The sequence below is a fragment of the Arthrobacter sp. TmtSoilC79 genome (assembly GCF_059739405.1).
The window spans coordinates 1709789-1736179 of sequence record NZ_AP046051.1 but is presented as its reverse complement, the minus strand read 5'-3'; the positions used below and the strand labels follow the sequence as shown (position 1 = coordinate 1736179).

Below are 26391 nucleotides of genomic sequence, written 5' to 3'. Positions count from 1 at the left end.
ATGACAGGTACCACCGCCGCACACACCGGACCTACCAAAGCCGACGGGTTGCCACTCTGGCCGGCCCCCTTCGCAAGGGGCCCCGTGGACGCCACGGTGACGGTACCTGGTTCAAAGTCGCTGACCAACAGATTCCTGGTGCTGGCGGCTTTGGCGGACGGTCCATCGCGCCTCCGTGCTCCACTGCACTCCCGTGACTCAGCCCTGATGATCCAGGCACTGCGGCAATTGGGGGCCACCGTCACCGAAGTGACCGGCGATGGCCACTACGGACCGGATCTTGAAATCACCCCGATGCAGCCTGCTGCCGTCATTGCAGGTGGTGCCGGAACCGCCATCGACTGCGGCCTTGCAGGTACCGTCATGCGGTTCGTACCGCCGCTGGCCGCCTTGCGCGCCGGAGCTACCGTCTTCGACGGCGACCCCCACGCCCGCAACAGGCCCATGGGAACCATCATTGAGGCCCTGATTGCCCTCGGTGTCCCTGTTGCAGCAGAGGGCGGAAGGACGCCGTCGGCCCTTCCCTTCACCGTGGAAGGCACCGGCGAAGTCCGGGGCGGCCATTTGGTGATCGATGCCAGTGCGTCCTCGCAGTTTGTCTCCGCATTGCTGCTGGTGGGGGCGCGGTTCACCGAAGGACTCCACCTGGAACACGTCGGCAAGCCCGTGCCCAGCCTGGACCACATCACCATGACCGTGGAAGTCCTCCGCAGCGTTGGTGTCAGCGTTGATGACTCCGTGCCCAACCATTGGAGGGTGTCCCCTGGCCCCATCCGGGCGTTCGACCAGAGGATCGAGCAGGACCTCTCCAACGCCGGGCCCTTCCTGGCCGCGGCACTGGCAACGCAGGGCACTGTCCGCATCCCCAATTGGCCGGCCGGAACCACCCAGGTCGGCGATATGTGGCGGTCCATCCTCGCTGCCATGGGAGCCACCGTCACGCTGGAAAACGGGACTCTCACGGTGACGGGCGGCCCGGTGGTCAAGGGCTCGGAATTCGACGAAACCAGTGAACTCGCGCCCACGGTGGCGGCCTTGTGCGCACTGGCCGATGGCCCCTCGCGGCTGACCGGAATTGCCCATCTCCGTGGCCACGAAACAGACCGGCTCGCAGCACTGGTCAACGAAATCAACGCCTTGGGCGGCGACGCAGAAGAGACCGCCGATGGCCTCATCATCCGACCAGCCACACTGCACGCCGGGGTCGTCCACAGCTACGCTGACCACCGCATGGCCACGGCAGGAGCCATCTTGGGCCTCGCCGTCGAGGGCGTCCAGGTCGAAGACATCGCCACGACGTCCAAGACCATGCCGGAGTTTCCTGAAATGTGGGCCCGAATGGTGGGAACCATCTCCGGCACCACGGTGGAGAACAACTGACCATGGGCCGTGATGCACGCTCCTGGGATGAGTCCGACGTCCGGATCCGACCCAACAAAAAAGGGTCCAGGCCAAGGACCAAGGACCGGCCCAGCTACGATGACGCGGTTATTGGCCGGATCATCACCGTTGACCGTGGGCGCTACAGGGCGATTGTGGACGAGGATTCCGCGAACGCCCGCGTCGTTATCGCTGCCCGTGCCCGCGAATTGCGGCGGAACCCGGTAGTACCTGGGGACTTCGTGGCCTTGGTGGGCGACGTCTCCGGATCGCCGGACACCCTGGCGAGGCTGGTCCGCGTGGAAGAACGGCGGACCCTCCTGCGCCGCAGTGCCGACGATACCGACCCGATCGAACGGGTGGTGGTGGCCAATGCCGATCAGTTGGTCATTGTGGTGGCGGCCGCCAACCCCGAACCGCGCACCGGGTTCATCGATCGCGCCCTGGTGGCAGCCTACGACGCCGGCATTGAGCCGTTGCTCCTTATCACCAAGGCGGATGTCAAGGATCCAGCGGAACTGCTCGCCAACTACCTCAGCCTGGACTTCCCGGTGATCATCAGCCGCACCGCCGACTCCGAAGCAGGCGGCATCGACGCCCGATCCGACGACGGCCTCTCGGCCCGGCTGGACAGGGATGCCGTAGCGCAGCTGCGCTCCCACCTCGGCGGAAAAGTCACCGTGATGCTCGGCCATTCAGGCGTCGGCAAGTCCACCATGGTCAATGCCCTGACGGGGGCAGAGCGGGCCACCGGCGGCGTCAATGCCGTCACAGGCCGTGGCCGGCATACTTCCTCCTCCGCCTTGGCCCTGAAACTATCCGACGCCCCGGCCGGCAGCTGGATCATCGACACTCCCGGCATCAGGTCCTTCGGCCTTGCCCACGTGGATCCGGACCGGATTCTGCATTCCTTCCCGGATCTCGAGCCTGGAACCGAGGCTTGCGAACGGGGCTGCAAGCACGATGCCACCGCCATCAACTGTGGACTGGATTCATGGGTGAACGAGGGCCATGCCGGACCGTCGGGTGTGGCGCGGTTGGCTTCGCTGCGCCGGCTGCTGGGTGCGGACCCACGGTTGGAAGCAAAAGAGACCAAGGAACTGGGCACCGTCAACTGATCGTTTGGGGCTTCACCTCCCCCCGCAGCGAATGTTTCAGGATAGTTTGGTGGCATGACCCATCCCGTTTCCACCTACAACGATGACCTGCGCCTTGCCCACGTCCTCGCTGATTCCGTCGATGCCCAAACCATGGATCGCTTCAAGGCTTTGGACCTCAAGATCGAAACCAAGCCCGACCTCACCCCTGTCACTGACGCTGACAAAGCGGCCGAGGAAGCCATCCGGGGTCAACTCTCGCGTTCGCGTCCCCGCGATGCAGTCCTGGGTGAGGAATTTGGCAGCACCGGACATGGCTCGCGCCGTTGGATCATTGATCCCATCGATGGCACCAAGAACTTTGTCCGGGGTGTACCGGTGTGGGCTACGTTGATCGCGTTGGTTGATGAGGGAGAACCGGTTGTGGGTGTTGTCAGCGCCCCCGCCTTGGGCAAGCGCTGGTGGGCCGCCAAGGACATGGGTGCCTACATGGGCCGGTCCCTGGCTGCGGCCACGCGGTTGAAGGTCTCCAACGTCACCCAGCTCTCCGATGCCTCGTTGTCGTACTCGAGCCTGTCCGGTTGGAAGGAACGCGGCAACCTGGACGAGTTCCTTGGACTGACGGAGGACGTCTGGCGAACCCGCGCCTACGGTGACTTTTGGTCCTACTGCCTCGTCGCCGAGGGTGCCGTGGACATCGCCTGCGAGCCCGAACTGAACCTCTACGACATGGCGGCCCTCGTCCCGATCGTGACTGAGGCCGGTGGCCGCTTTACCTCCCTTGAAGGCGAGGACGGCCCTTTCGGCGGCAACGCACTGGCGACCAATTCAATCCTGCACTCAGAGGTACTCAAGCGTCTCAACCCAGGTTTGGACGATCTCCTCTAGTTCCAGTCCGCTGGCAACGTTTAGGTCCTTTCAGCGAATATTCGACGGCAGATGCCCCCTTTGGTGGGCGTCTGCCGTTTTTTCTTCGTCAAAGTTCCGTTTTACAAGCCTGCCGTAACAAAGTGCTTAACATTGCGCGGCGACTTTGGAGGGCCGCTGGAGGTGCCCTAACCTTTTTTACAGGTCACGAGTGCCAGCGCTAAACCCCGGTTTGCTGGCCGGCAACCCTCCATTCGCGGTGGGGTGCCCCGGGTGACGACCCGGCCGGTCCGGAACGGATGCGGCAAGCGCGGATCCCCTATGGGGGTCCCTCTTGAATGAGGTCCCATGAGTACCGTCACGTTCGATGCCAACGCCATTCCTTCCTTTGTCGAAGAAGCCCCGTCACCGGCAGCTGCTGCAATCCGCCCGCTCGCCGCGGTCACAGGCGCCGAGCTGCAGGCCCCGCTGATCCAAGGCGGCCACGTTCGTTACGCCAACCTGGACTATGGAGCATCGGCTCCGGCGCTGACCATCGTCTCTGCATATCTCAACGAGGTCCTGCCCTACTACGCCAGCGTGCACCGCGGCGCTGGTTATGCTTCACAGATCAGTACCTCGGTCTATGAAAACTCGCGGAACATCGTGCGCGACTTCGTGGGTGGGCGCCCGGACGATTCCGTCATTTTTACGCGGAACACCACCGATTCCCTGAACCTTTTGGCCGGCTGCCTTCCGCAGACCGATGGCCGGTTCTCCGGCGAAGTCCTCTACCTGGACATCGAGCACCACGCCAACCTGCTCCCCTGGCAAGGCGTACCGCACCGCAGCGTGGTAGCGGCCTCCACATTGACTGCCACGCTGGACAAGCTTCGTGCCGAGTTGGCGCAGGGCGGGGTCAGCCTGCTTGCTGTCACCGGTGCCTCGAACGTCACCGGTGAGATCCTCCCGATAGCCGAACTCGCTTCTCTGGCACATGAGTACGGCGCCAGGATCGTGGTGGATGCAGCCCAGCTGGCGCCCCACCGCAGGATCAACATCACCGAAGCCGACGTCGACTACATCGTTTTCTCGGGCCACAAGTTGTACGCGCCCTTCGGTGCCGGTGTAGTGGTGGGCCGTCCGGACTGGCTCGACGCCGGCACCCCGCACCTGGCCGGTGGAGGCGCCGTCCGTGAAGCCCGACTGGACTCCGTCAGTTGGGCCACCGGACCCGCCCGTCACGAGGGCGGCTCCCCCAACGTGCTCGGCGCCGCAACCCTTGCACGGGCGACGCAGGTCCTCGCCGGACTGGACCAGGAGGCCTGGCACTCCCACGAGGCCGCCATCCGCTCCTACCTGGTGGACGGTCTTGAGGCCATTGACGGAGTGACGGTCCACCGGATCTTCTCCGACTCCGTGGACACCATTGGCGTCGTCAACTTCTCCGTGGAAGGATTCGACGCCGGTTTGGTCGCCGCCTACCTGGCCGCCGAGCACGGCGTTGGCCTCCGGGACGGCCGCTTCTGCGCCCACCCGTTACTCAAGCGCCTGGGCCTTCCCTCGGGATCCCTGCGTGCAAGCTTTGGCGTTGGCTCCCGCCTGGAGGACGCCACAAGGCTGCTGGCGGGCATCGAGAACCTCAAGGACAACGGACTTGGCTGGGACTACGTGGTGGACGAAGGCCGCTGGGTACCTGCCAATGACCACCGCACCTACCCCGAGTGGGCTCCCAATACTCCCGGCACAGCTGGTGCCGCTCCCTGCACCGTGGACTAGAGCGCCACCGCCGACTAAGACATCACCGTGGGGCAAGCCGCTCCATCGGGACCGGTGGGCTTCCCGGACGTGAGGCATCAGGTCGTGTCCGCTGCGGTAAATTCGTAGGGTACCTTTTTGGCGAGCCTGTGAAGGAGTCTTTGGTGGCGATACGTTCTACGGCTGCCTCGAACGGGCGGCCCGCCATTCCCGCACCGGCCGGACCACGTGGACCCAAGCTTCATGCCCACCGCCGCCATGAATTCGGCCAAAGCTTCCAGGATGGCGGAGAGCACTACGATCGCGTACGGCCCGGGTATCCCCTGGACTCCGTCGAGTGGCTGGTTCCCGAAGGAGCCGGGACAGCCGCAGACATCGGAGCGGGGACGGGCAAGTTCACGGCACTGCTCGTGGAGCGCGGACTGGACGTTGCCGCCGTCGATCCTTCCACCGACATGCTGGACCAGCTGCGGAAGTCCCACCCCAACGTCGTCGCGTTGGAGGGAACTGCCGAGTCAACCGGACTGGCGGACTCAGCATTCGACGTCGTCAGTGTCGCCCAGGCCTGGCACTGGTGCGAACCGCTCGCAGCGAGTACGGAAATTGCCCGAATCCTGAGGCCGCATGGCACCTTGGGCCTGATCTGGAACCAGTTGGATACCGAGGTCCCCTGGGTACATCGGCTCTCGCGCATCATGCATGCAGGGGATGTCCACAAGCCTGGCTTCCGGCCAGTCGTCGGCCCGGAGTTCACCGGCCTGGAAAGTCACTTCACCCGGTGGGAAGACGCCTTGACGCCGAACGACATCATGGAGTTGACCAAATCCCGGAGCTATTACCTCCGGGCCAACGATGCCACGAGGGCCAAAGTGATGGGGAACCTGGAATGGTACCTCTACGAGCACCTCGGATACGTGGCCGAAGAGACCATCAAGGTGCCGTACGTGACCCAGACGTGGCGTGCATCCAGGAACTCCGGACCCCTTCCACGGTAGGCTTGGGATGTGAAGACCAGTACGCCCTCCTCCTCGATCGAGGACTACGTCAAGGTCATCTACTCCTATACGGAGTGGCAAGACAAGCCGATTACATCCTCCCAGCTTGCCCAGCGCCTTGGTGTGGCCAATTCTTCCGTGTCCGAAATGGTCCGGAAGCTCAAGGACCAGGGCCTGGTGGACCACCAACCGTACAGTGCCATCCGCCTGACCCCTGCCGGCATGCGGCTTGCACTGGCCATGGTGCGCCGCCACCGCCTCATCGAGACCTACCTGGTGGAAGAACTCGGGTATAGCTGGGACGAGGTCCATGACGAAGCCGAGATGCTGGAGCATGCGGTTTCGGATACCTTCATTGAGCGCATGTCCGCCAAACTGGGCCATCCCGTCCGGGATCCGCACGGAGATCCCATCCCGTCGGCAGACGGTTCGGTTGATCTTCCGCACGCTTACCGCATGATCGAGCTCGACCAAGGCCATTCGGGCCGTATCACCCGGATCAGCGATGAGAACCCTGAACTCCTCAGGTACCTCGCTGCCGAAGACATTGCACTGGACGCCCCGGTCGAAGTGATGGGACGCAAACCATTCGGGGGTGCCTTGGTGGTGCGGATCGGTTCCGGGGTCAAGGGCCGTGAATTCGATCTCGCCGACGAAGTGGCCTCGGCGCTGTGGGTCCAAAGCGCCGGGGTTCACGAAGGCTGCGTCCTCCAGGGCCGCTGACCTGGACAGGGATTGGCATTGGCGTGGCCTGACCCGGGCACTCCGGAAGGTCAGTCGCGCTGCCCGGCCGCTTCGTCGTCGTCGGGTGCTGCCACCGGTTCCCCCTCATCAGCGGGCGCGGTGACCCTGGCAGGGTTTCGAATTCCGACGGCGGACGCCACCGCCCCGGTCAGGAACAGTGCCGCTGTGACCAACAGCGCGTTGTACAAGCCCTCCCGGCTGAAGACCGGTCCTACTATCAGCCCGGCAAAGGCGATGGTGATCAACCCGGCGATGCGGGCTACCGCGTTATTTACTGCCGAACCGATTCCCGCTTCCGCCGGCGGGACTGCACCAAGGATCGCGGCCGTCAGCGGCGCCACCAGGGTGGCCAGGCCAAGTCCGAAAACGATCTGCCCGGGCAGTACCTGGGTCCAATAGTTCAAGGGCTCCTGGATGGACAGGGACATCAGGAAACCCACACCACACAGCAAAGGTCCTGCTGTCATGAACCAACGGGGACCGTACTTGCCGGCCAGTCCCCCAAAATAGGATGCCCCGATCATCAGGATGACCGTGCCCGGGAGCAACGCCATCCCCGCAACCGTAGCGGCCATTCCTCCTACCTGCTGAAGGTAGATGCCCAGCACAAAGAACCCCAGCGAAATTCCGCCGTAGATGGCAAGCGTTGCAAGGTTGCCCCAGCCAAAATTGCGGATCGCGAACAACCTCAGCGGCAGCATCGGCTCATCTGTCCTGGCTTCATGGAACAGGAACAAGGCCATGGCCACGATGCCTACAGCCAGGGGCACCCACACCTGGGCACTGCCCCAACCCATCCGGCCTTGCTCGATAAACGCAAACACCGGACCACCAAGGCCCACCATGGCCAGGAAGGCCCCGAGGTAGTCGATGCGTTTGCTCTTGTCCCTCGCTGCATCGGATGCGCGGAGGCCGGCCAGCATGGGCCAGATCGCAATGGCGGGGATGACATTGATGAAGAAGATGACGCGCCAGGAAAGAAGGTCCACTGCCATTCCGCCAATCAAGGGGCCGACTATGGCTGCCGCGCTGGTCCATCCGGACCACTGGCCGATTGCTTTGGATTGGGCAGGCCCGGAGAAGGATGTGATGATCATGGCCAACGAGCTTGGAACCAACAGTGCGCCGGCAATTCCCTGGAGTGCCCTTGAAACCACAAGGACTTCGCCCGTCCAGGCCAGGCCGCACAAAACCGAGGTCGCAGCAAAGCCTGCAAGCCCCCATTCCAGTATTCGTGCCCTGCCGAAATGATCGGACAAGGATCCCGCCACCAGGATCAGGGCGCCCAGTGTCAGGAGGTAAGCATCCACCACCCATTGCTGGATGACCAGGCCGCCGCCCAGTTCCCGCCCGATGGCAGGCAGTGCGAGATTCACCACAAATCCGTCAAGGATGGCGATGAAGGACGCCACAATAGCTACCGCCAGCACGCGCTTTTGGAGCGGCGTACTGGGTAGCAAGGGCGCTGCGTCAGTCATGAGCACAGCCTACGCCCGGTAAGTCCCGTATCGTTGAATGGTGATTAGCAGACGTGATGCCGCATTGGCCCTTGATATTTCGATGGAAATGGCCCAACGCCACGGTATTCCGTCCCGGCTCTCCGAGGCCGAGTTGCGCGATATGCAGGACAATCCGCCGGCTTGGCTGGTGCAGTCCAGGGCCAACCGCACCGGTAAACGCCCTGTCTGGGTCCATCTGACCTGTGCTGTTTGCGGCTATTCCGAGGCTATCCGCCCCAAGAAGTGGTGGCCGGACTTTTCCTTCGTGTACTGCGGCACCCACCGGAACAGTGACCTCCCCAAGCTCTTCCTGGGCGAAGTGCGCAGCGAATATGAAGGTGTCGGCAGCCGTTTTGTGGGCGTCGTTGATGTTCCGGAGAGCAAAGCCTAGCCTGCCGCTTATTGCTGCTGTTCCATCTCCGACGGCACCGCCAGGAGTTCAAGGGCCCGGCCCTCCCTGAGGACCGTCAGCGGGAACGGTTCCCCGATCGCTTCCTCGAAAAGCAGCTTCTGCAGGCTCTCTGCACTCGATACTGCCCGCCCCTTGGCGCGGAGCACTATGTCTCCGGGCTGGAGTCCAGAGATCTCGGCCGGCGACCCCGGAAGCACCTCCACCACGCGCAACCCCTCCTTTTGCCCGGTCCGGACCACGGCACTGGCGTCCAGCGGGATGGGAGTACTCACCAACCCCAAGTACGCACGATGCACGCGGCCATCCCTCAGCAAGGATTCGATGATCCGTCTGGTGGTGGTATTGATGGGGACCGCCAAGCCGAGTCCCAGTCCTGCCACGGCGGTGTTGATGCCTACGATGCGTCCGTGCGTATCCGCCAGCGCTCCCCCGGAGTTCCCCGGGTTAAGGGCGGCGTCGGTTTGGATAACATCTTCTATGACCCGCCGGTGTTCACCTGCCCGGACGGGAATGGACCTGCCCAGGCCGCTGACCACGCCGGCAGTCACCGAGCCTGCCAAACCAAGCGGGTTGCCCACGGCGATCACCAACTGGCCCACCCGCAAGGTATCGGCGTTGCCTAAAAGTGCCGGTGGCGGCGTGGATTTCAGTCCGCGGATGACAGCGAGGTCGGACAACGGATCGGCGCCCACCAACTCCACGTCGGAGTGCTTGCCGTCGGCGAACACAGCCCTGCCGCTCCGGATGCCGGACACAACATGGGCGTTGGTGAGCATGTATCCCCCGGCAGTAAAGACCACGGCAGAGCCGCTGCCCCTGAGGATGCGGCCGCGCCGGCCGGTGCTGGTCATCTCAATGGCTGCAACATGGGGTGTCACCGACTCCGCAACGTCGATCACAATCTTCGAGTAGGCATCCAGCGCGGGCTCCTCCCCGGAGTCCAGTGATTCGAGTTCAGGCCCAGTGTTCACCGCATGCCTCCTGCCACCGCTGCGCCCGGTTTGGGCGCTTACCCACTTCAACGGGGATTCCTCCGCCCGTAGTCCTTGGCGCAGTACGCCGTGGGTGAACGGGGTCACGGGGATCCAGCGGGTAGGGTTCGGCACTTCCCTGCGGGTCCTGTCCTTCCGGACTCTGCCTCCGGATCTTCCCCTTCCCGCTCCCGCGCCGGACATGGGAAAACCCCCGGATCACGAGGATCCGAGGGCTTTCCTTGGGGTGGAGATGGGGGGAATTGAACCCCCGTCCGATGTCGTTTTGTCAGGGCTTCTCCGGGCGCAGTTCGCGTCGGATTTTCTCGGCCCCAGCCATCCTGCGAACAGGTGGCTGATCCGGGCCCAGTCATCTAAGAGTCCCGTTTACCTCAATGACGAAGGCAAACAGCAGTGGCCATCTAAATGACGCCAGGAACCGGGGCGATAGCAACCCCGGGCTGACGGACTGTCTTACTGCTTAGGCAGCGAGAGCGAAGTCAGTGCGCTTAGATTCGGCACTTATTGGTTTGCAGACAGCGTTTACGAGATAATTCTGCATCCTCGGCCCGCTTCACCTGTCGCGACTAACATCGTCGAAACCGATCATCCCCGTATTTTGTTACCAAACCCGATGGAAGCCTCGATTACTTCGAGTTCCCTTCGGACTATCCATCATAACGCATCCACACGGCGGTACATTCCCTACCGGCGGTTGCGTTCCCGCAGTTCACGCAGCGATTCACGCTTGTCCTGCTGTTCACGCAGGGTTTGACGCTTGTCGTAGTCCTTCTTACCGCGGGCAATGGCGATTTCCACTTTGGCCCGTCCGTCCAGGAAGTAGAGCTGGAGCGGTACCACGGTGAAACCCGACTCGCGGATCTTCTGCGAGATTTTGTCCAATTCCTCGCGATGAAGCAAGAGCTTACGACGCCGGCGCGCGGCATGGTTCGTCCAGCTCCCTTGGTGATACTCAGGGATATGGATACCTTCCATCCACAACTCATCGTTGTAGAAGGTGCAAAAGCCGTCCACCATGGAGGCATGCCCCTCGCGGAGGGACTTCACCTCGGTTCCCATGAGGGCGATACCGGCCTCATAGGTGTCCAGGACATGGTAGTTATGCCGGGCCTTCCGATTGGTGGCCACTACCTTACGGCCACTTTCCTTGGGCACGGTAGAACTCCTTGTTAGATGCGGATTTCAACTAGTGTACGCCAGCGGCGAGGCAGCCCCGCGCCGTTGGGTGCCCTAGAGAAGGTTCATGGGATCCACGGCGGAACCGTTCAACCACGTTTCGAAGTGTGCGTGGCATCCGGTCGAGTTGCCGGTGCTTCCCGAGTAGGCGATAAGTTGGCCGGCCGAGACCCGCTGGCCGTTTGAGACCACAATGCTGCTGTTGTGGTAGTAGATGGTGGTCAGTGAATTCCCCTGGACCACTCCGTGGGACAACTTCACGCGCCATCCGCCACCATCGGCCGAGTTCCACCCGGAGTTGAAGACCTCTCCTGCAGCCGCAGCGTAGACGGGAGTACCGCAGGCCGCACCGAAGTCGATGCCCGTGTGCATGTACCCGCCGGTACCGTAAAAGTCGATGGTCCCTGGGGGCGTTGCGCGCCAACCGAATCCGGACGTGATGGGAACGTAGCTGGCAAAGGGGTGACGCAGTCCGAACGCGGACGGTGAACCCGCTGCCGGCGGAACATAGGGCTGTTCCGGCGGAGCAGGCCGGCCCTGGGCTGCAGCGGCAGCGGCCGCGGCAGCAGCAGCTTCTTCAGCGAGACGGCGTTGCTCGGCTTCCCACGCTTCCCTGAGTTTCCGGTCGCGCTCCACGATCTCAGCGGCTACGGTGTTCTGCTCAGCCTTCACCCGGGCCAGGTTGGCTTCAATTCCCGGCTTTGCCGCTTGCAGCTGCCCGTTGAGGCGGGTGGTGTCCTCGATGAGCTTATCGACTTCAGCCTTCTTGTTCGCAGCCTCGTCCCTTGCCGATTTCTCGCGTTGCAGCGCAGCGTCTGCTTTAGCTTTGAGGTCCTGGATCTCTTCCTCGACGGCTACGAGCCTTGCCTGGGAATTGACGTTGGTGGCGTTCTGCTGGGTCAGCTTGGTCATCGCAGCGTTCTGGCTGCGCATGGCCTGGTCGGCCAAGTCCATGGACTCGGTCAGGTTACCCGATTCGCTGGATCCGAAGAGAAGGGCGATGTTTGTGGGGACGCCGCCGGACTTGTACGCCTGGGACGCTATCTGGCCGATCAGCTTCTTGGTGTCGGTGATCTTCTGCTTATCACTTTCCAACTGCTCGGTGATCTTGGCCTTGTTTTGCTGGGCAAGTTCGACCCTGGCCGCCAAAGCTTCAACTTCCTTGACCGCGCTTGCCACCCGTCCCTGCGCTTCAAGCAAAGCCTGCTGGGCACCGGGAAGTCGGCCTTGGTAAATTACGAGGTCCCCGGCGGCCTTGGCGATGTTGGCATCAACAAATTCCAGGGATGCCTGGACCCTTGCAGCTTCGGCTTCAAGCGCGGCTTGCTGGTCTTCAAGGTTGTCGGCCCGGGCAGCGGGAGCGCCCGACAGGAGGCTGACAGCCAGGCCCACTGCGAGCACGGCACCCATAATCCGAGCATTGCCCGACGCGAGCCGCCGGCGCAGGGAGATCGGGTCCAACGCGGTCATCAGGAGTCCTTTTCGATTGTCAGCATGAAGGGTGATCGGGCTTTGGCGGTCATCGCTAGACCTTCAAGTATCGCCGGAGGGTCAAAAGAGAGGATATCCCGGCCAGGCCTGCACCCAAGGCAATCAGCACAGGCGCAATCACCAGTACTTGGGCAGAGGAAATAAAGGGAGTGTTGAGGAACTGTGTCGACAGTTCGCCGTTCAGCCAGAAATGCGCCATCAACCAGAGCGTCACCGAGGCGAGGACCGCCCCCACCACGGCAGCGATTACGCCCTCCAGGATGAAGGGCAGCTGGATGACTGTCTTGGAAGCACCGACAAGCCGCATGATCCCGGTTTCCCGCCGTCGACTGAAGGCGGAGAGCCGGATGGTTGTGGTGATCAGCAGGACCGCGCAGAAGATCATGACTACTGCTACGCCCATCGCAGCCACAGACGCCCCATTCATCCAGGAGAAGATGCGTTCAAGGACCTGCCGTTGGTCGCTCACCGTCTCGACGCCAGGCTGTGACGAGAACGTCTCACTGATGATCTGGTACTTTTCCGGGTTCTTCATATTGATCCGGAACGAAGCAGGAAGTTGGTCCTCGGAGACTGAGTCAACAATCGGCGAATTCGAGAACTGTTCCTTGAAGTGTGTGTAGGCCTCAGCCTGGGATTCAAACTGGAAATCGTTGATGTATTGCTTGACGGCCGGAGATTCGAGCATTGCCTGCAGGTTCTCCTGCTGCTCCTTGGTGGCCGGACCGGAAGCGCAGCCGACCGCCGTCGAACCGTCGTTGCAGAGGAAAACGGCCACCTGGACTTTGTCGTACCAGTAGCCCTTCATCTGGGTGATCTGCATCTGCAGCATTCCCGCCGCACCTACGAACGTGAGGGAAACAAAGGTCACCAGCACTACGGAGATGACCATGGAAAGGTTCCGGCGCAGTCCGCTGCCGATTTCCCCGAGGATAAACAGGAGCCTCACAGCTGCGCCCCCTGTGCACGGTCGAGTTCCTCGCCGCTGGCATCCCGCAGGCGGCGTGATTCACCAACCACCGGAATCATGGAGGTGTAGAGCGCCTTGGCTTCGTCTCTGATGACCTTGCCGTTCTTGAGCTCCACCACGCGGCGGCGCATTTCATTAACGATGTCGTCGTCGTGCGTTGCCATGACCACGGTGGTGCCATTCTGATTGATCTTGTCCAGGACCCCCATGATGCCCATCGAGGTGATGGGGTCCAGGTTGCCGGTCGGTTCGTCCGCCAGCAGGATGCCGGGACGGTTCACGACGGCGCGGGCGATCGCCACGCGCTGCTGCTCACCACCTGACAACTCATGGGGCATGCGGCGTTCCTTGCCCTCCAGCCCCACGGTCTTGAGGACTTCAGGAACTGTTTCGCGGATGATCGAGCGGCTCTTGCCGATGACCTGCATCGCGAAGGCAACGTTGGCAAAGACGTTCTTCTGCGGGAGCAGCCGGAAATCCTGGAAGACAACGCCGATGCCGCGACGAAGCTTGGGTACACGCCAGCTCGAAATGTTCGCAACGTTCTGCCCGGCAACGTAGACAGATCCGGACGAGGCTTTGTCTTCCTTCAGGATCAAGCGAAGAAAAGTGGACTTGCCCGAGCCCGACGCACCTACGAGGAAGGTGAATTCGCCGCGGTTGATCTCAAGGCTGACAGAGTCGAGCGCCGGTCGGGCATTCTGCTCGTAGACCTTGGTGACATTCTCAAATCTGATCATGGCCCTTTAGAACCCCGCCGGACATGACATAGTCGCCCAGTCCAACAGCCGGAGCGCGGGCTTTCGATGGGGGAAGTGAGAGCACCGGCCACTCGACTATACGCACGCACATGCCGGGTTTAGCTGGCTTTGGCAGGCGTGTCGCGGAATCCGGCGCCCGGCACGACCGGATGCCGGCCCGGGAATCCCCGAGGTTGGTTCGCCGTTTGGCTGCCGGGTCCTGGTTGGCTGCCGGGGTCCTAGTTGGCTGCCGCGTTGCGGTTGCCGGTGCGCCAGCGGATTCCAGCGTCTATGAAGTCGTCGATGTCGCCATCAAGCACAGCCGAGGTGTTGCCCACTTCATGCTCCGTGCGCAGGTCCTTGACCATCTGGTACGGGTTGAGGACATAGGAGCGCATCTGGTCGCCCCAGGACGCTTTGACGTCCCCGGCCAATGCCTTCTTTTCGGCGTCCTGTTGTTCCTTCTTGACCAACAGGAGGCGGGACTGAAGCACGCGCATGGCCGCTGCCCGATTCTGAAGCTGTGACTTTTCGTTCTGCATCGAGACCACAATGCCCGTAGGGATGTGCGTCAACCGGACAGCCGAGTCAGTTGTGTTGACCGACTGGCCACCTGGCCCCGAGGAGCGGAAGACGTCGACGCGGATTTCGTTGTCCGGTATTTCAATGGAGTCCGTCTGTTCAATCAACGGAATGACTTCCACTGCCGCGAAGGACGTTTGCCGGCGGCCCTGATTGTCGAACGGGCTGATTCGGACCAAACGGTGTGTTCCCGCTTCAACGCTCAAAGTGCCGAACGCGTACGGAGCCTTGACCTCGAACGTGGCGGATTTAAGCCCCGCTTCCTCGGCATAGGAAGTATCCATCACGGTGGTCGGGTACCCGTGGCGTTCGGCCCAGCGCAGGTACATCCGCATCAGCATTTCGGCGAAATCTGCCGCATCCACGCCACCGGCACCTGCACGGATGGTTACCACAGCTTCGCGTTCGTCGTACTCGCCCGACAACAGCGTGGTGATTTCGAGTTCCGCCAGCGCTTTGCGAATGGACGACAACTCCTTTGCAGCCTCTGCCATGGAGTCGTCGTCGCCCTCGTCCTGGCCCAGTTCCACCAGGACTTCCAGATCATCGATCCGGGAAGCGAGCTTGGAAAGACGCTCAACTTCGGACTGGCGGTGCGACAACCTCGAGGTGATCACCTGGGCGGAAGCCGGGTCGTCCCAAAGGTCCGGGGCTCCGGCTTGCTCGCTCAGTTCAGCGATCTCAGCTTTAAGGGCATCAACATCGGTGACATTCTCGATGGAGCTGTAAGTTGCGCGAAGTGCGCGGATTTCTGCGGGAAAATCTATCTCAGCCATGGTCATCCCAGCGTACGCTATCGATCGTGCTCCCCCGACGGCCCGTTCTTTCATGCCGGACCATTACTGGCTCAGCGATGACCGGGCTACAGATCGCGCCTCAACGAGGATTCCATCGGGCAGGAGGAAACTGATGACGGGGGGATGGGCCACAGCGGTGACCACCACTACGGCCGTACCCCCTGGCTCGCTGCCAGTACGGCCGTCCAACGTAAGCCGGTCATGACGGGAAGAAGCGCCACTGGTGGCCAGGTAGGACGCAGCCCCGGCGCGCACCCGCTCGTCCACCAACGAAAGGCCGGGCCGGCTCCCGGCTCCCAGATCGGCCACCACAAAGGAGCCGGCAGCGGCCAGGGCAGCTCCGTCCGCCAGGGACAAAAGCTTCTTGTGCTCCAGGTAGACCGCCGAGACTGCCATGACCACCGTTGCCAGAAGGAGCGCCAGCACAACGAAGCCGATGATGAGAACGGCGATCTGGCCTTCTTCCGGTGACTTGCCCGTCGGAGGCCACCAGCCGCGACGGTGGGGCGATGTCACTGGTACTGCCCCACAACCTGGGTCGACGACGCACTCAGCCGGGCGGCGTTCATCTGCAGCGGGTCCGCGAATGGCACCAGTGGCAGAGCTATATCCAAACGAACGGTCACCGTCACGTGCGCTCCTGCAGACAAGCAGTCGACTCGATCGCATGCGATGTCAACACCGGCTTCGTCCGCTGTGTGACCGTAGTCCTTAATGGCCAGAAGAACCGTGTCTTCAGCTGCAGCCCTCGCGCTCTGTGCGTCCGTACGATTCACAAACACCTTGGCGGCCTGGTCGGCAGCCCCTACCACCGCAAATGCCCCTCCTTGGATCTGGCCCACCGTGACGACAAAGTAGACCACCGGAACCATGAGCAGTACCGCCAGGAACGTAAATTCCACCACGGCGCTGCCCCTTTGTCCCTGTAAAGCCGCCCAGCTGTCACAGACCGTCCCAGCCGTGGGGACGGGACGGCACACTGCCTCACGAAACCTTCGCAGGAAGGAGTCCTGCACACTCATGAGTGCCTTAGCCCGCGAGCGCCGCATGCCCCTTCACCTCCAGCACTCCACCCGGACCCACCAGCCCGACTACAGGCAGCGGTGCCTTCACCGTCACCTCCAAGGCAAGAACGCCCTCGACAGTGACGATGGAAGAAGAAACGTCCTGCGAGTAATCGCTGTTCAACGCCGTCTGAATCAGTTCAGTGGTCCGCACTTGGGCATCGGCCTGCGTGCGGTCCGCAAGCGCTCCGTAAGCCGCGCCGGAAGCCGCGGCGTCAATGAGCGTGTTGCGTATATGAAGCACCAAGGTCAGCTGAATGACCGCCATGAAGAACACAGTCAGCAACGCCCCGACCAAGACAAAGTCCACAACGGCTGAGCCGCGCTCTTCCGGGACTCCCGGCGGCCGATCCATGGCAAAAGATGCAGCAACGGCGGGGCTGCACCACATTCCCTACTTGCCCACCTTGCTCATTGCCTGCTCAAACATCCCGCTCAGTGCCGGTGTGGCAACGGCAAGAAGTCCGGCGACAAGAATGGCGGACATCAGTGTGATCATGACCCAACCGGGAACGTCACCCCGATCACGGTCTTCGTGACGGGGTATCGCCCTCAGGGTGATCGCCGTCAGCCACGGGATGCAGCCAAGGACCAGGATCGAAGCTGTGGACAGTCTTCCTGCAATGTGATTCATGGGTTCCGTTCGGGTAGTAGTGCGGTGCGGATACATTTGTGGTTTGGGCAGATGCGGTTGTGGGCGTTCAAAGGATCATTTCGAAGGCGGCAATTGCCGGGAAGGCAGCAAAAATGACCGTGAGCGGGAGCACCCCGAACACAACGGGCACCATCATGGCTATCTCCTTTTTGCCTGCCGACTCCATGAGCTCGCGCTTGGCGGAGTCGCGGACATCCGCGGCCTGGGCCCGGAGGACATCGGCGAGGGGCGTTCCCCTCTCCACTGCGACCACGAGGCCGTCAAAGAACCTGACCAGGGGCGGCAGCTCCGACCTGGTGGAGAAAGCCTGCAGCGCCTCGGGCAGGGACTTACCGGAGCGGGCATCCGCGAGGACCAAGGCAAATTCTGCAGAGAGTTCCCCGCTGGAACTGCGGCTCACCCTGTCCATTGCTCCCATGGCACTCTCACCTGCTGCAACGGCGAGCGCCATCAACTCTGCGAGGCTCGGAAATTCTGAGAGCATCGCCGATTCCCGCTTCCTGATGCGTTGACCCAAAACGTAATCGCGGAGCAAGTACCCGCCCGCTGCGCCGGAGATGACACAAACCAGAAGGAACGGCGGGCTGAACTGGCCGGCTGCGGCGCTGGCCACTACGGCGCTGGCCACTACAAGGACAAGGGCAGCCACAAAGCCTGCGCCGGCCCACAGGAGCTGCTCTGCCCGGAAGTCCAAGGGGGATTTCGAAGAACCTGACCGCGCCAACCTCTTGGCCACTGCTGCGGTTCCGACGTTGAACCTCGACAGGTATCTGACGGCGTCACCGATGATCGGGCGAACTATCCTTTCCAGCGGCCCAAAAGGTGTGAGGTTGTGGGTTGCCGTACGGAGCAGCCGCGATTCGAGGTTCCTGGACCTTAGTTGGGCCTCGATCCGATCAGAGAAGCTGTTCCCGCGCATGAAGGGTAACCGAACCAGGATCAACCAGCAGCCCGCCCCAAGAAGCAGCCCGCAGAGCACGGCGAACGCAGTGTTGGTGCTCATCGAAACACCCGCTGGTCCTCGGGCAATGCGCCAACACGCAGCATCACCGAATAGCTGAGGACTGATACCAGCAGGCCGCCGAGCAGGACCACGACCCCTGTGGCCGAGTTATAGGCCTGCATCGCTTCCGGTCGGCTTGCCATAACCACCAGGACGATCCATGGTGCTGCCACCGAAAGGCGTGCGGCGTTGATTGTCCATGACTGGCGGGCTTCGAGTTCACTTCGAGTGCGTGCACTATCCCTCAGGAACCCCGAGAGCGTTCCCAGCATCCGCCCCAGATCCGAGCCACCTACTTCGCGTGTCATTCGGAGGGCTTCGATGATGCGGTCCGCCACAGGGTCTGCAAGCCGTGCTTTCAACCTGTTCAACGCGGCTTCGAACTGTCCGCCGGACCTGTAGTCCGCCCCAAAGTCCAGGAACAGCGGGCGAAGTTCCTCCGGTCCCTTGTAGCCCAGTTGGATGAGCGCTTCGGGGAGGGCAAGACCGGCCCGGATGGCTGAGCGCAAGTGGTCTACAACGTCCGGCCACAATTGCCGGAGCGCTGCCCGGCGCTTGCGCGCCCGCCGACGGACCGCAGCGAAGGGAACCCACGAACCAAAGAGGCCGAAGCAGGCGGCCACCGGCGGTGATCCAGTGAGGACAAAGAAGACCAGCAGCGCCAGAAGACCGACGCCGGCGCAGGTGAGGAGAAGTCCCCCACCCGTCACTTTTTCGATGCCCGCTGAGGTGAGCAGGAGCTCCAGGCGACCAGGAACACTTTCCTTGGGGGCCGTCGGCGGCATGGCCCACGCGGACCACCAGACGAGGAAGACGCCCAGGCCAAGGAGGATGCCAAGGAGGGACCCCATCAGTTCAGTTCCAGCAGTGCGGCGACGTCGAAGCCCGCCCGGGCAAACTTCTCCGCGGAAGGCATGGAGTTTGCCCGCGGCAGCAGTTGTGAACCAACCATGCCAAACACACCGGAAGACTCGATGATTCCGTTTTCGACCCTCCGTCCGAGGGACAGAATCTCGGTCACCTGCCTGCGTCCCGTTGAATGGCGGCTGCAATGAACCACGAGATCGATGCATGAGGCCACTGTGGGCACCACGAAGGCACTGGATATGTTTGCCCCCGCCAGGAGCGGGAGTGTGCAGATCTTGGTCACGGCATCGTGGGCTGAATTGGCATGGACAGTGCACATACCCGGCAGGCCGGAGTTGAGGGCAATGAGCATGTCCAGGCTTTCCGCTTCACGGACCTCTCCCACTACCAACCGGTCCGGACGCATCCTTAATGCTTCTTTGACCAACCGCCGCAGTGGGATCTCCCCTTCTCCTTCCAGGTTGGGTTGCCGGCATTGCAAGCCAACGACGTCGCGCAAGGGAAGTTGCAATTCAAAGATCTCTTCCACCGTGACCACACGTTCACGGGAACCTATGTGCGCCGCCAGGCAGTTCAACATGGTTGTCTTCCCTGCTTGCGTGGCACCTGAAACGAGGATGTTGAGTCCGCTGGCCACAGCTGCGCCCAGAAAGCGCGCTGCTTGGGGCGTGAGGCTTCCAAGTTCGACAAGATGCTCCAGCCGGCTTGCCCGTGCAATGAACTTCCGGATATTGACCGCCCAGTGCTTCCGGGTGATGTCCGGGATGGCGACGTGCAACCGTGAACCGTCGGGAAGGGCGGCATCGACGAACGGCGAGGACAGGTCCAGCCTGCGTCCTGAACTCTTGAGCATTCTTTCCACAAGGTCCCTGACCTGCTGCTCGGTGAGGCTGATGGCTGTCAGTTCGGATTCGCCGTTGCGGGCAACGAAGACCTCGTGCGGCGCATTGATCCATACCTCTTCAATGGCGGCGTCGTCCAGGAGCGGCTGCAGCGGTCCGAAACCGGCGACGGCGTCGAAGATATGCCGGCGGGCTGTCTCGAGGTGGCCCAGGGAAGGCAGTGGACCCAGCAGCGCCCGCTCGTCGTAGTCATTGACTGCCGCTTCCACCAGAAGTTTCACGTCCGAGGCCTGTTCGAGGGGATCCAGCCCCCTGCGCCGGATAAGCTCCCGGACTTCTCCCTCAACAATCGTTACAGCGTCCACTTCTTCCCCAACCACCACAAAGCGTCCCAAAACGAGAGGAGCCTCCCGCCTCACCCACGCTAAGTGAGCACCAACACCCCTTCAACCCGGTGGAGGAGGTATGTGGATAAGTGAGGATCAGCAGTCACCTCAGCAACCTCAATCCCACTAGTCACTCCAGTTTCAGGATGTTAGGGTAAAGCCCGTTAGGAGCTGGCCTTTGGTCTCATGCGCAAGCGCCCGCCCCGGAGCTTGTCCGCAAGCCACCCCATGCGCCGCTGAGCCGCGGTACAGGGCCGGATATGAAGATGAAAAGACGTTCAAGTGAACCGTCCCGCCGCACCAGGCTGGCCCGGGCCGGCATAGCGCTGACGATCGCCCTCGCAGCAGGCTCTTGCCTGGGATCACCGGCTTGGGCGGAGACCCCCGGACCGCGTCCAGCTCCACCATCGGAGGCTCAGTCAGAAAGTCCGGGGCAGGGACCCCAACCGGTTAACGGCCCCTCCCCCGCGACCAGCCCTGGCAGTGAACCCTCCGCGACGACGCCACAGGCGCCGGGGCAGCAGCAGCCGATACCCGCCGTCGTGCCTTCACCCGCTGAACTGCCGCTTCCCGCGGCCGGATCCGGCAGCGCGTCCGGGGAGCAGCCGACCGGGAAACAGGCCATGCCCGACAACGCACCTGACGCAGAAGCGATGAAAGCTGCGATGCGTGCCGCCATCCCGGCAGGCGGAGCGGAAATGGGGCAAAGGTCTCCCCGTGTCCTCGCGGCCAAGCAGGGCAAAGAGGCTTCTGGAGCCCCAGGCTCCCGTGCAGCAGGGGCCACCATCAGCGCCGCCGTGCCCATGGCAGCGGACCCCGGCCACTGGCGGCCCTCCATCGGCGTGGCCGGCCAGGATGTCAGCGCCCACCAAGGGAACGTGAATTGGCAAAGCCAATGGAACCAAGGGTCCCGTTGGGCGTACGTCAAGGCATCGGAAGGCAATTACTACCTCAACGAAAACTACACCCAGCAGTACAACGGATCCCGCAACGTTGGAATGGTGCGCGGCGCCTATCACTTCGCCATCCCCAACTGGTCCTCGGGTGCCGACCAGGCCCGGTATTTCGTGGCCAACGGTGGAGGCTGGACCGATGACGGCTACACCCTCCCACCTGTCCTGGACATCGAATACAACCCCTACGCAGGGCGGACCATCAATGGGTTCTACTTCGGCAACACCTGCTATGACATGTCCAAAGCGCAGTTGGGCCAGTGGGCAGCCGACTTTGGCAACACCGTCAAGGCCCTTACCGGCCGCTTCCCGGTCATTTACAGCACCACGGACTGGTGGAACACGTGCGTTGGCAATACCACCTTCGGCAGCTACCCCCTATGGATCGCTTCCTATTGGAACAACCCCACCAACTCTCCTGGCTCCATGCCGGTCAGTTGGGGCGACTACACCATGTGGCAGTACAGCAGTACCGGTCCTTTCGAGGGCGATTCGAACATCTTCAACGGCAGCTACGACCAACTGCGGACCTTCGCCCGTGGGGTCCCGGATCCCTCAAACCCCTCCATCAAGTCCGCTGCGGACATCCTGACCACCAGCGCGGCAGGACGCCTGGATGCCTTCCCGGCGAACGGAGCCGGCAGAATCACCGGGCCAGTGAACATAGGCTCAGGTTGGTCCGGTGCGAAGGCGCTTTACGTAGTGGACTGGAACCAGGACGGCGTCCAGGACATCCTCTCCCAGTGGTCCGATGGGACTCTTAAGGTTTTCCGTGGCGCTCCCGGAGGTTCTTTCTACGCGCCCATCCAAGTCGGTTCCGGCTGGCAGGAAATGTCCCTGACGGTGGGCTGGTGGAACTACAAGGACGCCTATCCCGGAGTGATCGGACAGGACTACCAAGGCAATCTCTACAGGTACTCGAACACTGCCGGCGGCGGATTGGGGAACGGCGTCCTGATCGGGACCGGCTTCAGTGGCCACCAACTGAACCAGATCGACTTCGACGGAGACGGCAACCAGGACATCGTCACACGCACCACCGATGGAACCCTTCGGCTGTTCCGCTCCAACGGCGTAGGCAGCTTCATCAGCGAGCCCGGACGAGTCATCGGTTCCGGCTGGGGCGGCATGACGGCAGTGAGCTCGTCAACAAACTTCAAGGGCGCGGATTCCCAGGGACTCCACGCCCGGGCATCCAATGGCGACCTTTACTACTACCCGGCCGACTCCGGCTCCTGGGACACCCGCAGCCTCATCGGTGTTGGGTGGGATGACGCAAGCCTCATCAGCGGTGCGCCACTTGATGTTGAGTCGACCCTGGGCATCGACCCGGAGGACATCGTGGCAGTCAGGCCCGACGCCAACCTCTACCGCTACCCGGGCACCGGTACCACTGCGCTGATGCCGGAAGACCTCATCGGCACGGGATGGTCGGGCCTGAAAGCAGGCTTCGTTACAGACTGGAACGGGGACGGAGCCCTGGACATCGTGGCGCAATGGTCCGATGGCCGCTTGACGGTATACCCCGGCAGGAACGGCAGCGGCTTCGGATCGGCGATCTCGCTTGGGAGCAACTGGAAAGACTGGACACTGAGCGTAGGTACGTGGAAGAAAGCTGACGCACACCCCGGGATTGTCGGGTACGACGCCACCGGCCGTTTGTACTACTTCAACAACCCCACGGGAAGAACCGTTTCCACCGGGATATCCATAGGTGTCGGATGGACAGGCATGGAGATCACGCAGGTGGACTTCGACAAGGACTCCAATGCCGACCTCCTTGCCAAAACGAGCACCGGCGATCTCAAGCTGTACCGCTCGAACGGCACCGGAAACTTCATTCAGGAAGCTGCCGGCGTTGTGGGCACCGGGTGGAACGTGATTTCCGGCTTCGGCGCCATCCGCGGTTTCGCAGGAGCGGGCTCATTGGGCATCATCGCCCGGACCACCGACGGGGAATTGCGGTACTACCCCGTGGGCTCCAACAGGTCCTGGGGAACGCCAACCAGAATCGGAACGGGCTGGAGCAGCCTGACAATTCTCTCGCCCGCCGCCAAGTAGCGGGAGGCACTGCAAATAAAGTTGCCGAAGCCGGCCCAGGAATTTCCTGGGCCGGCTTCGGCAATCAATGCAGACACTTCCTAGGCGAGCAAGGCATTCATGGCATTGACCAACGTTGTCTCCACTCCGTTGGTGCCCGCCTTGAAATGTGCCAAATGCCCGTACACCGTCATGGAGCCGCCAGCGATTCCCGGGAAATCAGGTTCCCATCCGCCCTCGTAACTGCCAAGCGGCATAAAGGGCGGGAAAAACTCATTACTTGGAATGTAGCAGCATGATTCATTTGCATATCCGCCAACAATGATTCCGTTGGTACCGCCGTTCCGTCCACGGAAATATGCAGCGTACCCGCTGACGAGTTCACCGCCAATCATGGCGATCTTCAATTGGGGGCTTCCGTTGAATTTCCACACTTGGAAGGGTGAGGGCACGGATGTATCAAAACTGTTGCTGTCGATCCGGCCGATCATGACCTGGGCATGCCGCTGATACCACTGTGGCTGGCCGTTCGGATTGGCAAGGCGGGCTACGTAGGATGCCCGGACTGCAGCCAGGTTGCCTGCTGTCGGGGTGATGTCCAGCGGCAACTGGACCTCTTGGTAGCGCGTAACCATGGGCCCGCTCAAGGCCCGCCCGGCGGATTGCATATTGGTGTGCACGGTGGCGCCCAGGGCATCCCCATGCTGGTCCCGCAGTTGCCAACTGCGAACTCCGCCTGGATCCTGGTCTCCGGCGGGACCCTGGATGAACATCGCAAAGCAATTTGGGTTCCGGTTTTCGATGTAATTGCAGGCTCCCGCGGCAAAGTCGCCGTCAAAGAGTGTTCGAAGCCCGGCGCTGATGGGGTGGCACCCATAGCTGAAGATCACTGCCGCCGGAGTTCCGTTGCCCCTCCGGGCCACAAGAATGGGAACAGCCGTTTCGGTGTACGGCAGCCCTACCCGGTTGGCGGAGAAATTTTGGGACGACACCTTGTAGTCGAAGGTCACGGCCGTTTCATCCGCGTCCAATGCTTCCTGCGCGAGGTTCACAATAGTGTCTTCAAGGTCCGCACTATAGGAACGCACCAAGCCCAGGTCTGCAAGCCCATATGCCATGAATGGGTGGAGCGTATCAATCAGCGCCGGGCCATTGTGCGTATGTGTTGCCTGGATCAGGATGTCGCTGCTGGACCATGGAGCAAGGTCAATGATCCTGTCGCGGATCCGTTGATGCATCGCCCGTGGCAACGCCAGGACATCCAGGCTGATGATGATGTGGGGATTGGCGTCTTCCCAGATAAGAATCGCCCGCGCATACAGCGGTTCAAAGGGCGAACTGCTGGTGGCCTCCCGTCCTCCGTCGGTTGAACCATATCCGGCCATGTAGGGATTGGTGCTCAGCGACGGCGTTATGTCAGCGCTTGCAGTTCCAATTCTGAACGCCATAAAAGATCACTCCTTGATTGTGCGTAACGGGTAATCTTTGTTGGCTTCCCAACAGAATTTCGTTTCCCGGATACGCTGAACAGCCAATACGTGAGACCACTTTCATTAGACCATGTGATCCCGCAGTTTTGTGTGGTTGGAAGGGACTGAATCCGGCTGACGAATCCCCCCGGGGGTGGGAAGATCCTGCCGGTTTTCAGGACTGGCCAGGCGCCGCCGTCTTAAGCCATCTGGTGAGTTGGGCAGCCTGCGGAGCCAGCGGCGCCAAGGTCAAAGCCCCCTTGACCACAGGTATGCCGTAGCCGGCAAGTGAAGCTGACAGCGTTCTGTGGTCCGTTCGGGTACAGGCCTTGATGATGAGCAAGCACAAAGCGGATTCTTGTCCGGACGGAGCTCCTGCGGCAATCGCCGCGTTAACAGCCGCCCGCTCTTCCGGCGTCAGGACGTGCGGGCCGCTTCCGACATAGTCCACTTGGCAGTCGGTGATGTGCATGTACCGGGTGGAAGCCCACACTTCTTCAAGGCTGGAAAACTTGCCAATGAGGCTGCCATCGGCCGCCGTGCAGGTGAATTGGTACCGGATCAAGGGTTCTGGACGCTCAACGGCAACTTTGTCGTCGTTCGCAACGACTGGTGCCATATCGAGTGCGGCTGGTTGGGACGTATCTACTTTGGTTCCTGAACAACCGGCCAGGGCAAGACTTGCCACACCGAGTTGAAGAACACTGCGCCTGCGCATGTTCACCGAGGGATCCCCACTTCATTCGGATGCTCCCCAGCTCCGCATGCATTGGTTATTCGCCCCAAGCCGTTTCCGGCTGCGTCTTAGTACATCTTCCCCCAAATTCCGCATTTGTCACTAGTGAATTTTTGGCCCGGTTGCACTTCCACCGTGGTTCCGGCCTCGATGAGGCTGCCGCTGGCAACAACGGACCCATCGGCAGCGGTGACGGACCAGGTGCATCCGCCGCCCGCATCGGATGGTTTCACCAACTGCAGCTCCCCCGGCTCCACGTCTTCGCCTGCCACATAGGATCCATCACCCACCCGGCCACCTTCTGCCCACGCAGCAAGGATCTTCCCCTGGGGAGCATCCGGACAGAATTCCGCCGCTGCCAGCAATGGCCCCCTGCCTGCTTCGGCAAATCCCCCGGGACCCGTTTCGTCACTGATCCTGGTGCAGAGGCGAAGGACATCCAGCATGGTTGCCAACGCGTCATCAGCCGTCCCTCCTTGGGCGCCGGCTGTTGAAATCGCTTCGGCTTCCCGGGGTGTGGGTTCAAAGGGCCCGTCTGCTGCAAAAGCGACCTCGCACGAATCCAATCGCGTGTAATTGGTGGCAGCCCAGACTTCCGCCAGACTCGACAATTGAACTTCAGGCGAGGCATCAAGGCTCGTGCAACGGTAGGAAAAGCGGCCCGGTTCGTCGTCGCCCGCCGGCGGAGCCTCACCGCGCGGTTTACCGCTGCCCTGGACGTTTCCGCTGGCCGGAGCGGACGACGGCGGCTGGCCGGGTCCGGCGGTGGCGCCTGCACTGCTGGTGGCCGACGACCCGGTTCCTGCGGTTGGTCCGGCCGAAGGCACCGTGCAGGCCGCCAGCACCAACGCCATGGGTACCGCCATCAGGAACAGTCTGCGCATTATGGCCTCCACC

Annotated in this window: 25 protein-coding genes, 1 other RNA gene and 1 riboswitch; of the genes, 8 read left to right on the top strand and 18 right to left on the bottom strand. The window is 62.1% G+C overall.

What is annotated here, in order from left to right:
• The 6 genes from aroA (at position 1) to AC6JA3_RS08015 (ending at position 6799) form a co-directional block, all read left to right on the top strand.
• Entirely contained in the window at positions 1-1380 is a 1380-nt protein-coding gene (gene aroA, locus AC6JA3_RS08040) for a 3-phosphoshikimate 1-carboxyvinyltransferase (RefSeq protein WP_347783196.1), read from the top strand.
• Between the two features lie 2 nt (positions 1381-1382).
• Positions 1383-2498, top strand: coding sequence for a ribosome small subunit-dependent GTPase A (rsgA, locus tag AC6JA3_RS08035; protein WP_026540096.1), 1116 nt, complete (start codon positions 1383-1385; stop codon positions 2496-2498).
• 54 nt (positions 2499-2552) lie between these two features.
• Positions 2553-3365 (top strand): histidinol-phosphatase, encoded by an 813-nt coding sequence (gene hisN, locus AC6JA3_RS08030; protein WP_026540095.1) that lies wholly within the window; start codon positions 2553-2555, stop codon positions 3363-3365.
• 182 nt (positions 3366-3547) lie between these two features.
• Positions 3548-3661: riboswitch (SAM riboswitch) on the top strand.
• A 31-nt stretch (positions 3662-3692) separates the two neighbouring features.
• Positions 3693-5102 (top strand): aminotransferase class V-fold PLP-dependent enzyme, encoded by a 1410-nt coding sequence (locus AC6JA3_RS08025; RefSeq protein ID WP_026540094.1) that lies wholly within the window; start codon positions 3693-3695, stop codon positions 5100-5102.
• Positions 5103-5251: 149 nt separating this feature from the next.
• Positions 5252-6076 carry a class I SAM-dependent methyltransferase gene (locus AC6JA3_RS08020; protein ID WP_347783647.1) on the top strand — a complete coding sequence of 275 codons (825 nt, stop codon included), beginning with the start codon at positions 5252-5254 and terminating at the stop codon, positions 6074-6076.
• A gap of 9 nt (positions 6077-6085) precedes the next feature.
• Positions 6086-6799 carry a metal-dependent transcriptional regulator gene (locus AC6JA3_RS08015; RefSeq protein ID WP_026540092.1) on the top strand — a complete coding sequence of 238 codons (714 nt, stop codon included), beginning with the start codon at positions 6086-6088 and terminating at the stop codon, positions 6797-6799.
• A 50-nt stretch (positions 6800-6849) separates the two neighbouring features.
• On the opposite strand, the gene AC6JA3_RS08010 is transcribed toward AC6JA3_RS08015, so the two are convergent.
• Positions 6850-8298, bottom strand: coding sequence for an MFS transporter (locus AC6JA3_RS08010; protein ID WP_347783193.1), 1449 nt, complete (start codon positions 8296-8298; stop codon positions 6850-6852).
• A gap of 37 nt (positions 8299-8335) precedes the next feature.
• Here AC6JA3_RS08010 and AC6JA3_RS08005 point away from each other — a divergent pair, with 37 nt between their 5' ends.
• On the top strand, positions 8336-8710 hold the full coding sequence (locus AC6JA3_RS08005; protein WP_223943345.1) for a hypothetical protein: 375 nt from the start codon (positions 8336-8338) through the stop codon (positions 8708-8710).
• Between the two features lie 8 nt (positions 8711-8718).
• Here AC6JA3_RS08005 and AC6JA3_RS08000 read toward each other — a convergent pair whose 3' ends face one another.
• From AC6JA3_RS08000 to AC6JA3_RS07935, 14 genes are all read right to left on the bottom strand, one after another.
• Entirely contained in the window at positions 8719-9702 is a 984-nt protein-coding gene (locus tag AC6JA3_RS08000) for a S1C family serine protease (RefSeq protein ID WP_347783191.1), read from the bottom strand.
• A gap of 245 nt (positions 9703-9947) precedes the next feature.
• Positions 9948-10316, bottom strand: a transfer-messenger RNA (tmRNA) gene (gene ssrA, locus AC6JA3_RS07995).
• Between the two features lie 91 nt (positions 10317-10407).
• A complete protein-coding gene (smpB, locus tag AC6JA3_RS07990; protein WP_026540087.1) occupies positions 10408-10878 on the bottom strand; it encodes an SsrA-binding protein SmpB in 471 nt (156 codons plus the stop codon).
• A gap of 75 nt (positions 10879-10953) precedes the next feature.
• Positions 10954-12369 carry a M23 family metallopeptidase gene (locus AC6JA3_RS07985; protein WP_026540086.1) on the bottom strand — a complete coding sequence of 472 codons (1416 nt, stop codon included), beginning with the start codon at positions 12367-12369 and terminating at the stop codon, positions 10954-10956.
• Between the two features lie 55 nt (positions 12370-12424).
• Entirely contained in the window at positions 12425-13339 is a 915-nt protein-coding gene (ftsX, locus tag AC6JA3_RS07980) for a permease-like cell division protein FtsX (RefSeq protein WP_026540085.1), read from the bottom strand.
• Positions 13336-14100 carry a cell division ATP-binding protein FtsE gene (ftsE, locus tag AC6JA3_RS07975; protein ID WP_026540084.1) on the bottom strand — a complete coding sequence of 255 codons (765 nt, stop codon included), beginning with the start codon at positions 14098-14100 and terminating at the stop codon, positions 13336-13338. Before ftsE ends, ftsX begins: the two co-directional genes overlap by 4 nt.
• Positions 14101-14339: 239 nt before the next feature.
• Positions 14340-15458, bottom strand: coding sequence for a peptide chain release factor 2 (gene prfB, locus AC6JA3_RS07970; protein ID WP_026540083.1), 1119 nt, complete (start codon positions 15456-15458; stop codon positions 14340-14342).
• Between the two features lie 63 nt (positions 15459-15521).
• On the bottom strand, positions 15522-15995 hold the full coding sequence (locus AC6JA3_RS07965) for a pilus assembly protein TadG-related protein (RefSeq protein ID WP_223943347.1): 474 nt from the start codon (positions 15993-15995) through the stop codon (positions 15522-15524).
• Positions 15992-16384 (bottom strand): hypothetical protein, encoded by a 393-nt coding sequence (locus tag AC6JA3_RS07960; RefSeq protein WP_309803149.1) that lies wholly within the window; start codon positions 16382-16384, stop codon positions 15992-15994. Before AC6JA3_RS07960 ends, AC6JA3_RS07965 begins: the two co-directional genes overlap by 4 nt.
• Before the next feature lie 124 nt (positions 16385-16508).
• A complete protein-coding gene (locus AC6JA3_RS07955) occupies positions 16509-16898 on the bottom strand; it encodes a TadE family protein (RefSeq protein WP_026540080.1) in 390 nt (129 codons plus the stop codon).
• 39 nt (positions 16899-16937) lie between these two features.
• A complete protein-coding gene (locus tag AC6JA3_RS07950; protein WP_026540079.1) occupies positions 16938-17177 on the bottom strand; it encodes a hypothetical protein in 240 nt (79 codons plus the stop codon).
• 67 nt (positions 17178-17244) lie between these two features.
• On the bottom strand, positions 17245-18201 hold the full coding sequence (locus AC6JA3_RS07945; protein ID WP_026540078.1) for a type II secretion system F family protein: 957 nt from the start codon (positions 18199-18201) through the stop codon (positions 17245-17247).
• A complete protein-coding gene (locus AC6JA3_RS07940; protein ID WP_026540077.1) occupies positions 18198-19052 on the bottom strand; it encodes a type II secretion system F family protein in 855 nt (284 codons plus the stop codon). The genes AC6JA3_RS07945 and AC6JA3_RS07940 overlap by 4 nt, the downstream gene beginning before the upstream one ends.
• Positions 19052-20275, bottom strand: coding sequence for a TadA family conjugal transfer-associated ATPase (locus tag AC6JA3_RS07935; RefSeq protein ID WP_026540076.1), 1224 nt, complete (start codon positions 20273-20275; stop codon positions 19052-19054). The genes AC6JA3_RS07940 and AC6JA3_RS07935 overlap by 1 nt, the downstream gene beginning before the upstream one ends.
• Before the next feature lie 563 nt (positions 20276-20838).
• Here AC6JA3_RS07935 and AC6JA3_RS07930 point away from each other — a divergent pair.
• A complete protein-coding gene (locus tag AC6JA3_RS07930; protein WP_497920067.1) occupies positions 20839-23310 on the top strand; it encodes a GH25 family lysozyme in 2472 nt (823 codons plus the stop codon).
• 80 nt (positions 23311-23390) lie between these two features.
• Here AC6JA3_RS07930 and AC6JA3_RS07925 read toward each other — a convergent pair whose 3' ends face one another.
• From AC6JA3_RS07925 to AC6JA3_RS07915, 3 genes are all read right to left on the bottom strand, one after another.
• Positions 23391-24737, bottom strand: coding sequence for a hypothetical protein (locus AC6JA3_RS07925; protein WP_026540074.1), 1347 nt, complete (start codon positions 24735-24737; stop codon positions 23391-23393).
• A gap of 196 nt (positions 24738-24933) precedes the next feature.
• Complete coding sequence (locus AC6JA3_RS07920; RefSeq protein ID WP_223943350.1) at positions 24934-25377, bottom strand: hypothetical protein; 444 nt, start codon at positions 25375-25377, stop codon at positions 24934-24936.
• A 185-nt stretch (positions 25378-25562) separates the two neighbouring features.
• On the bottom strand, positions 25563-26378 hold the full coding sequence (locus AC6JA3_RS07915) for an Rv1352/Rv1906c domain-containing protein (protein ID WP_051421467.1): 816 nt from the start codon (positions 26376-26378) through the stop codon (positions 25563-25565).
• Positions 26379-26391: the final 13 nt, after the last annotated feature.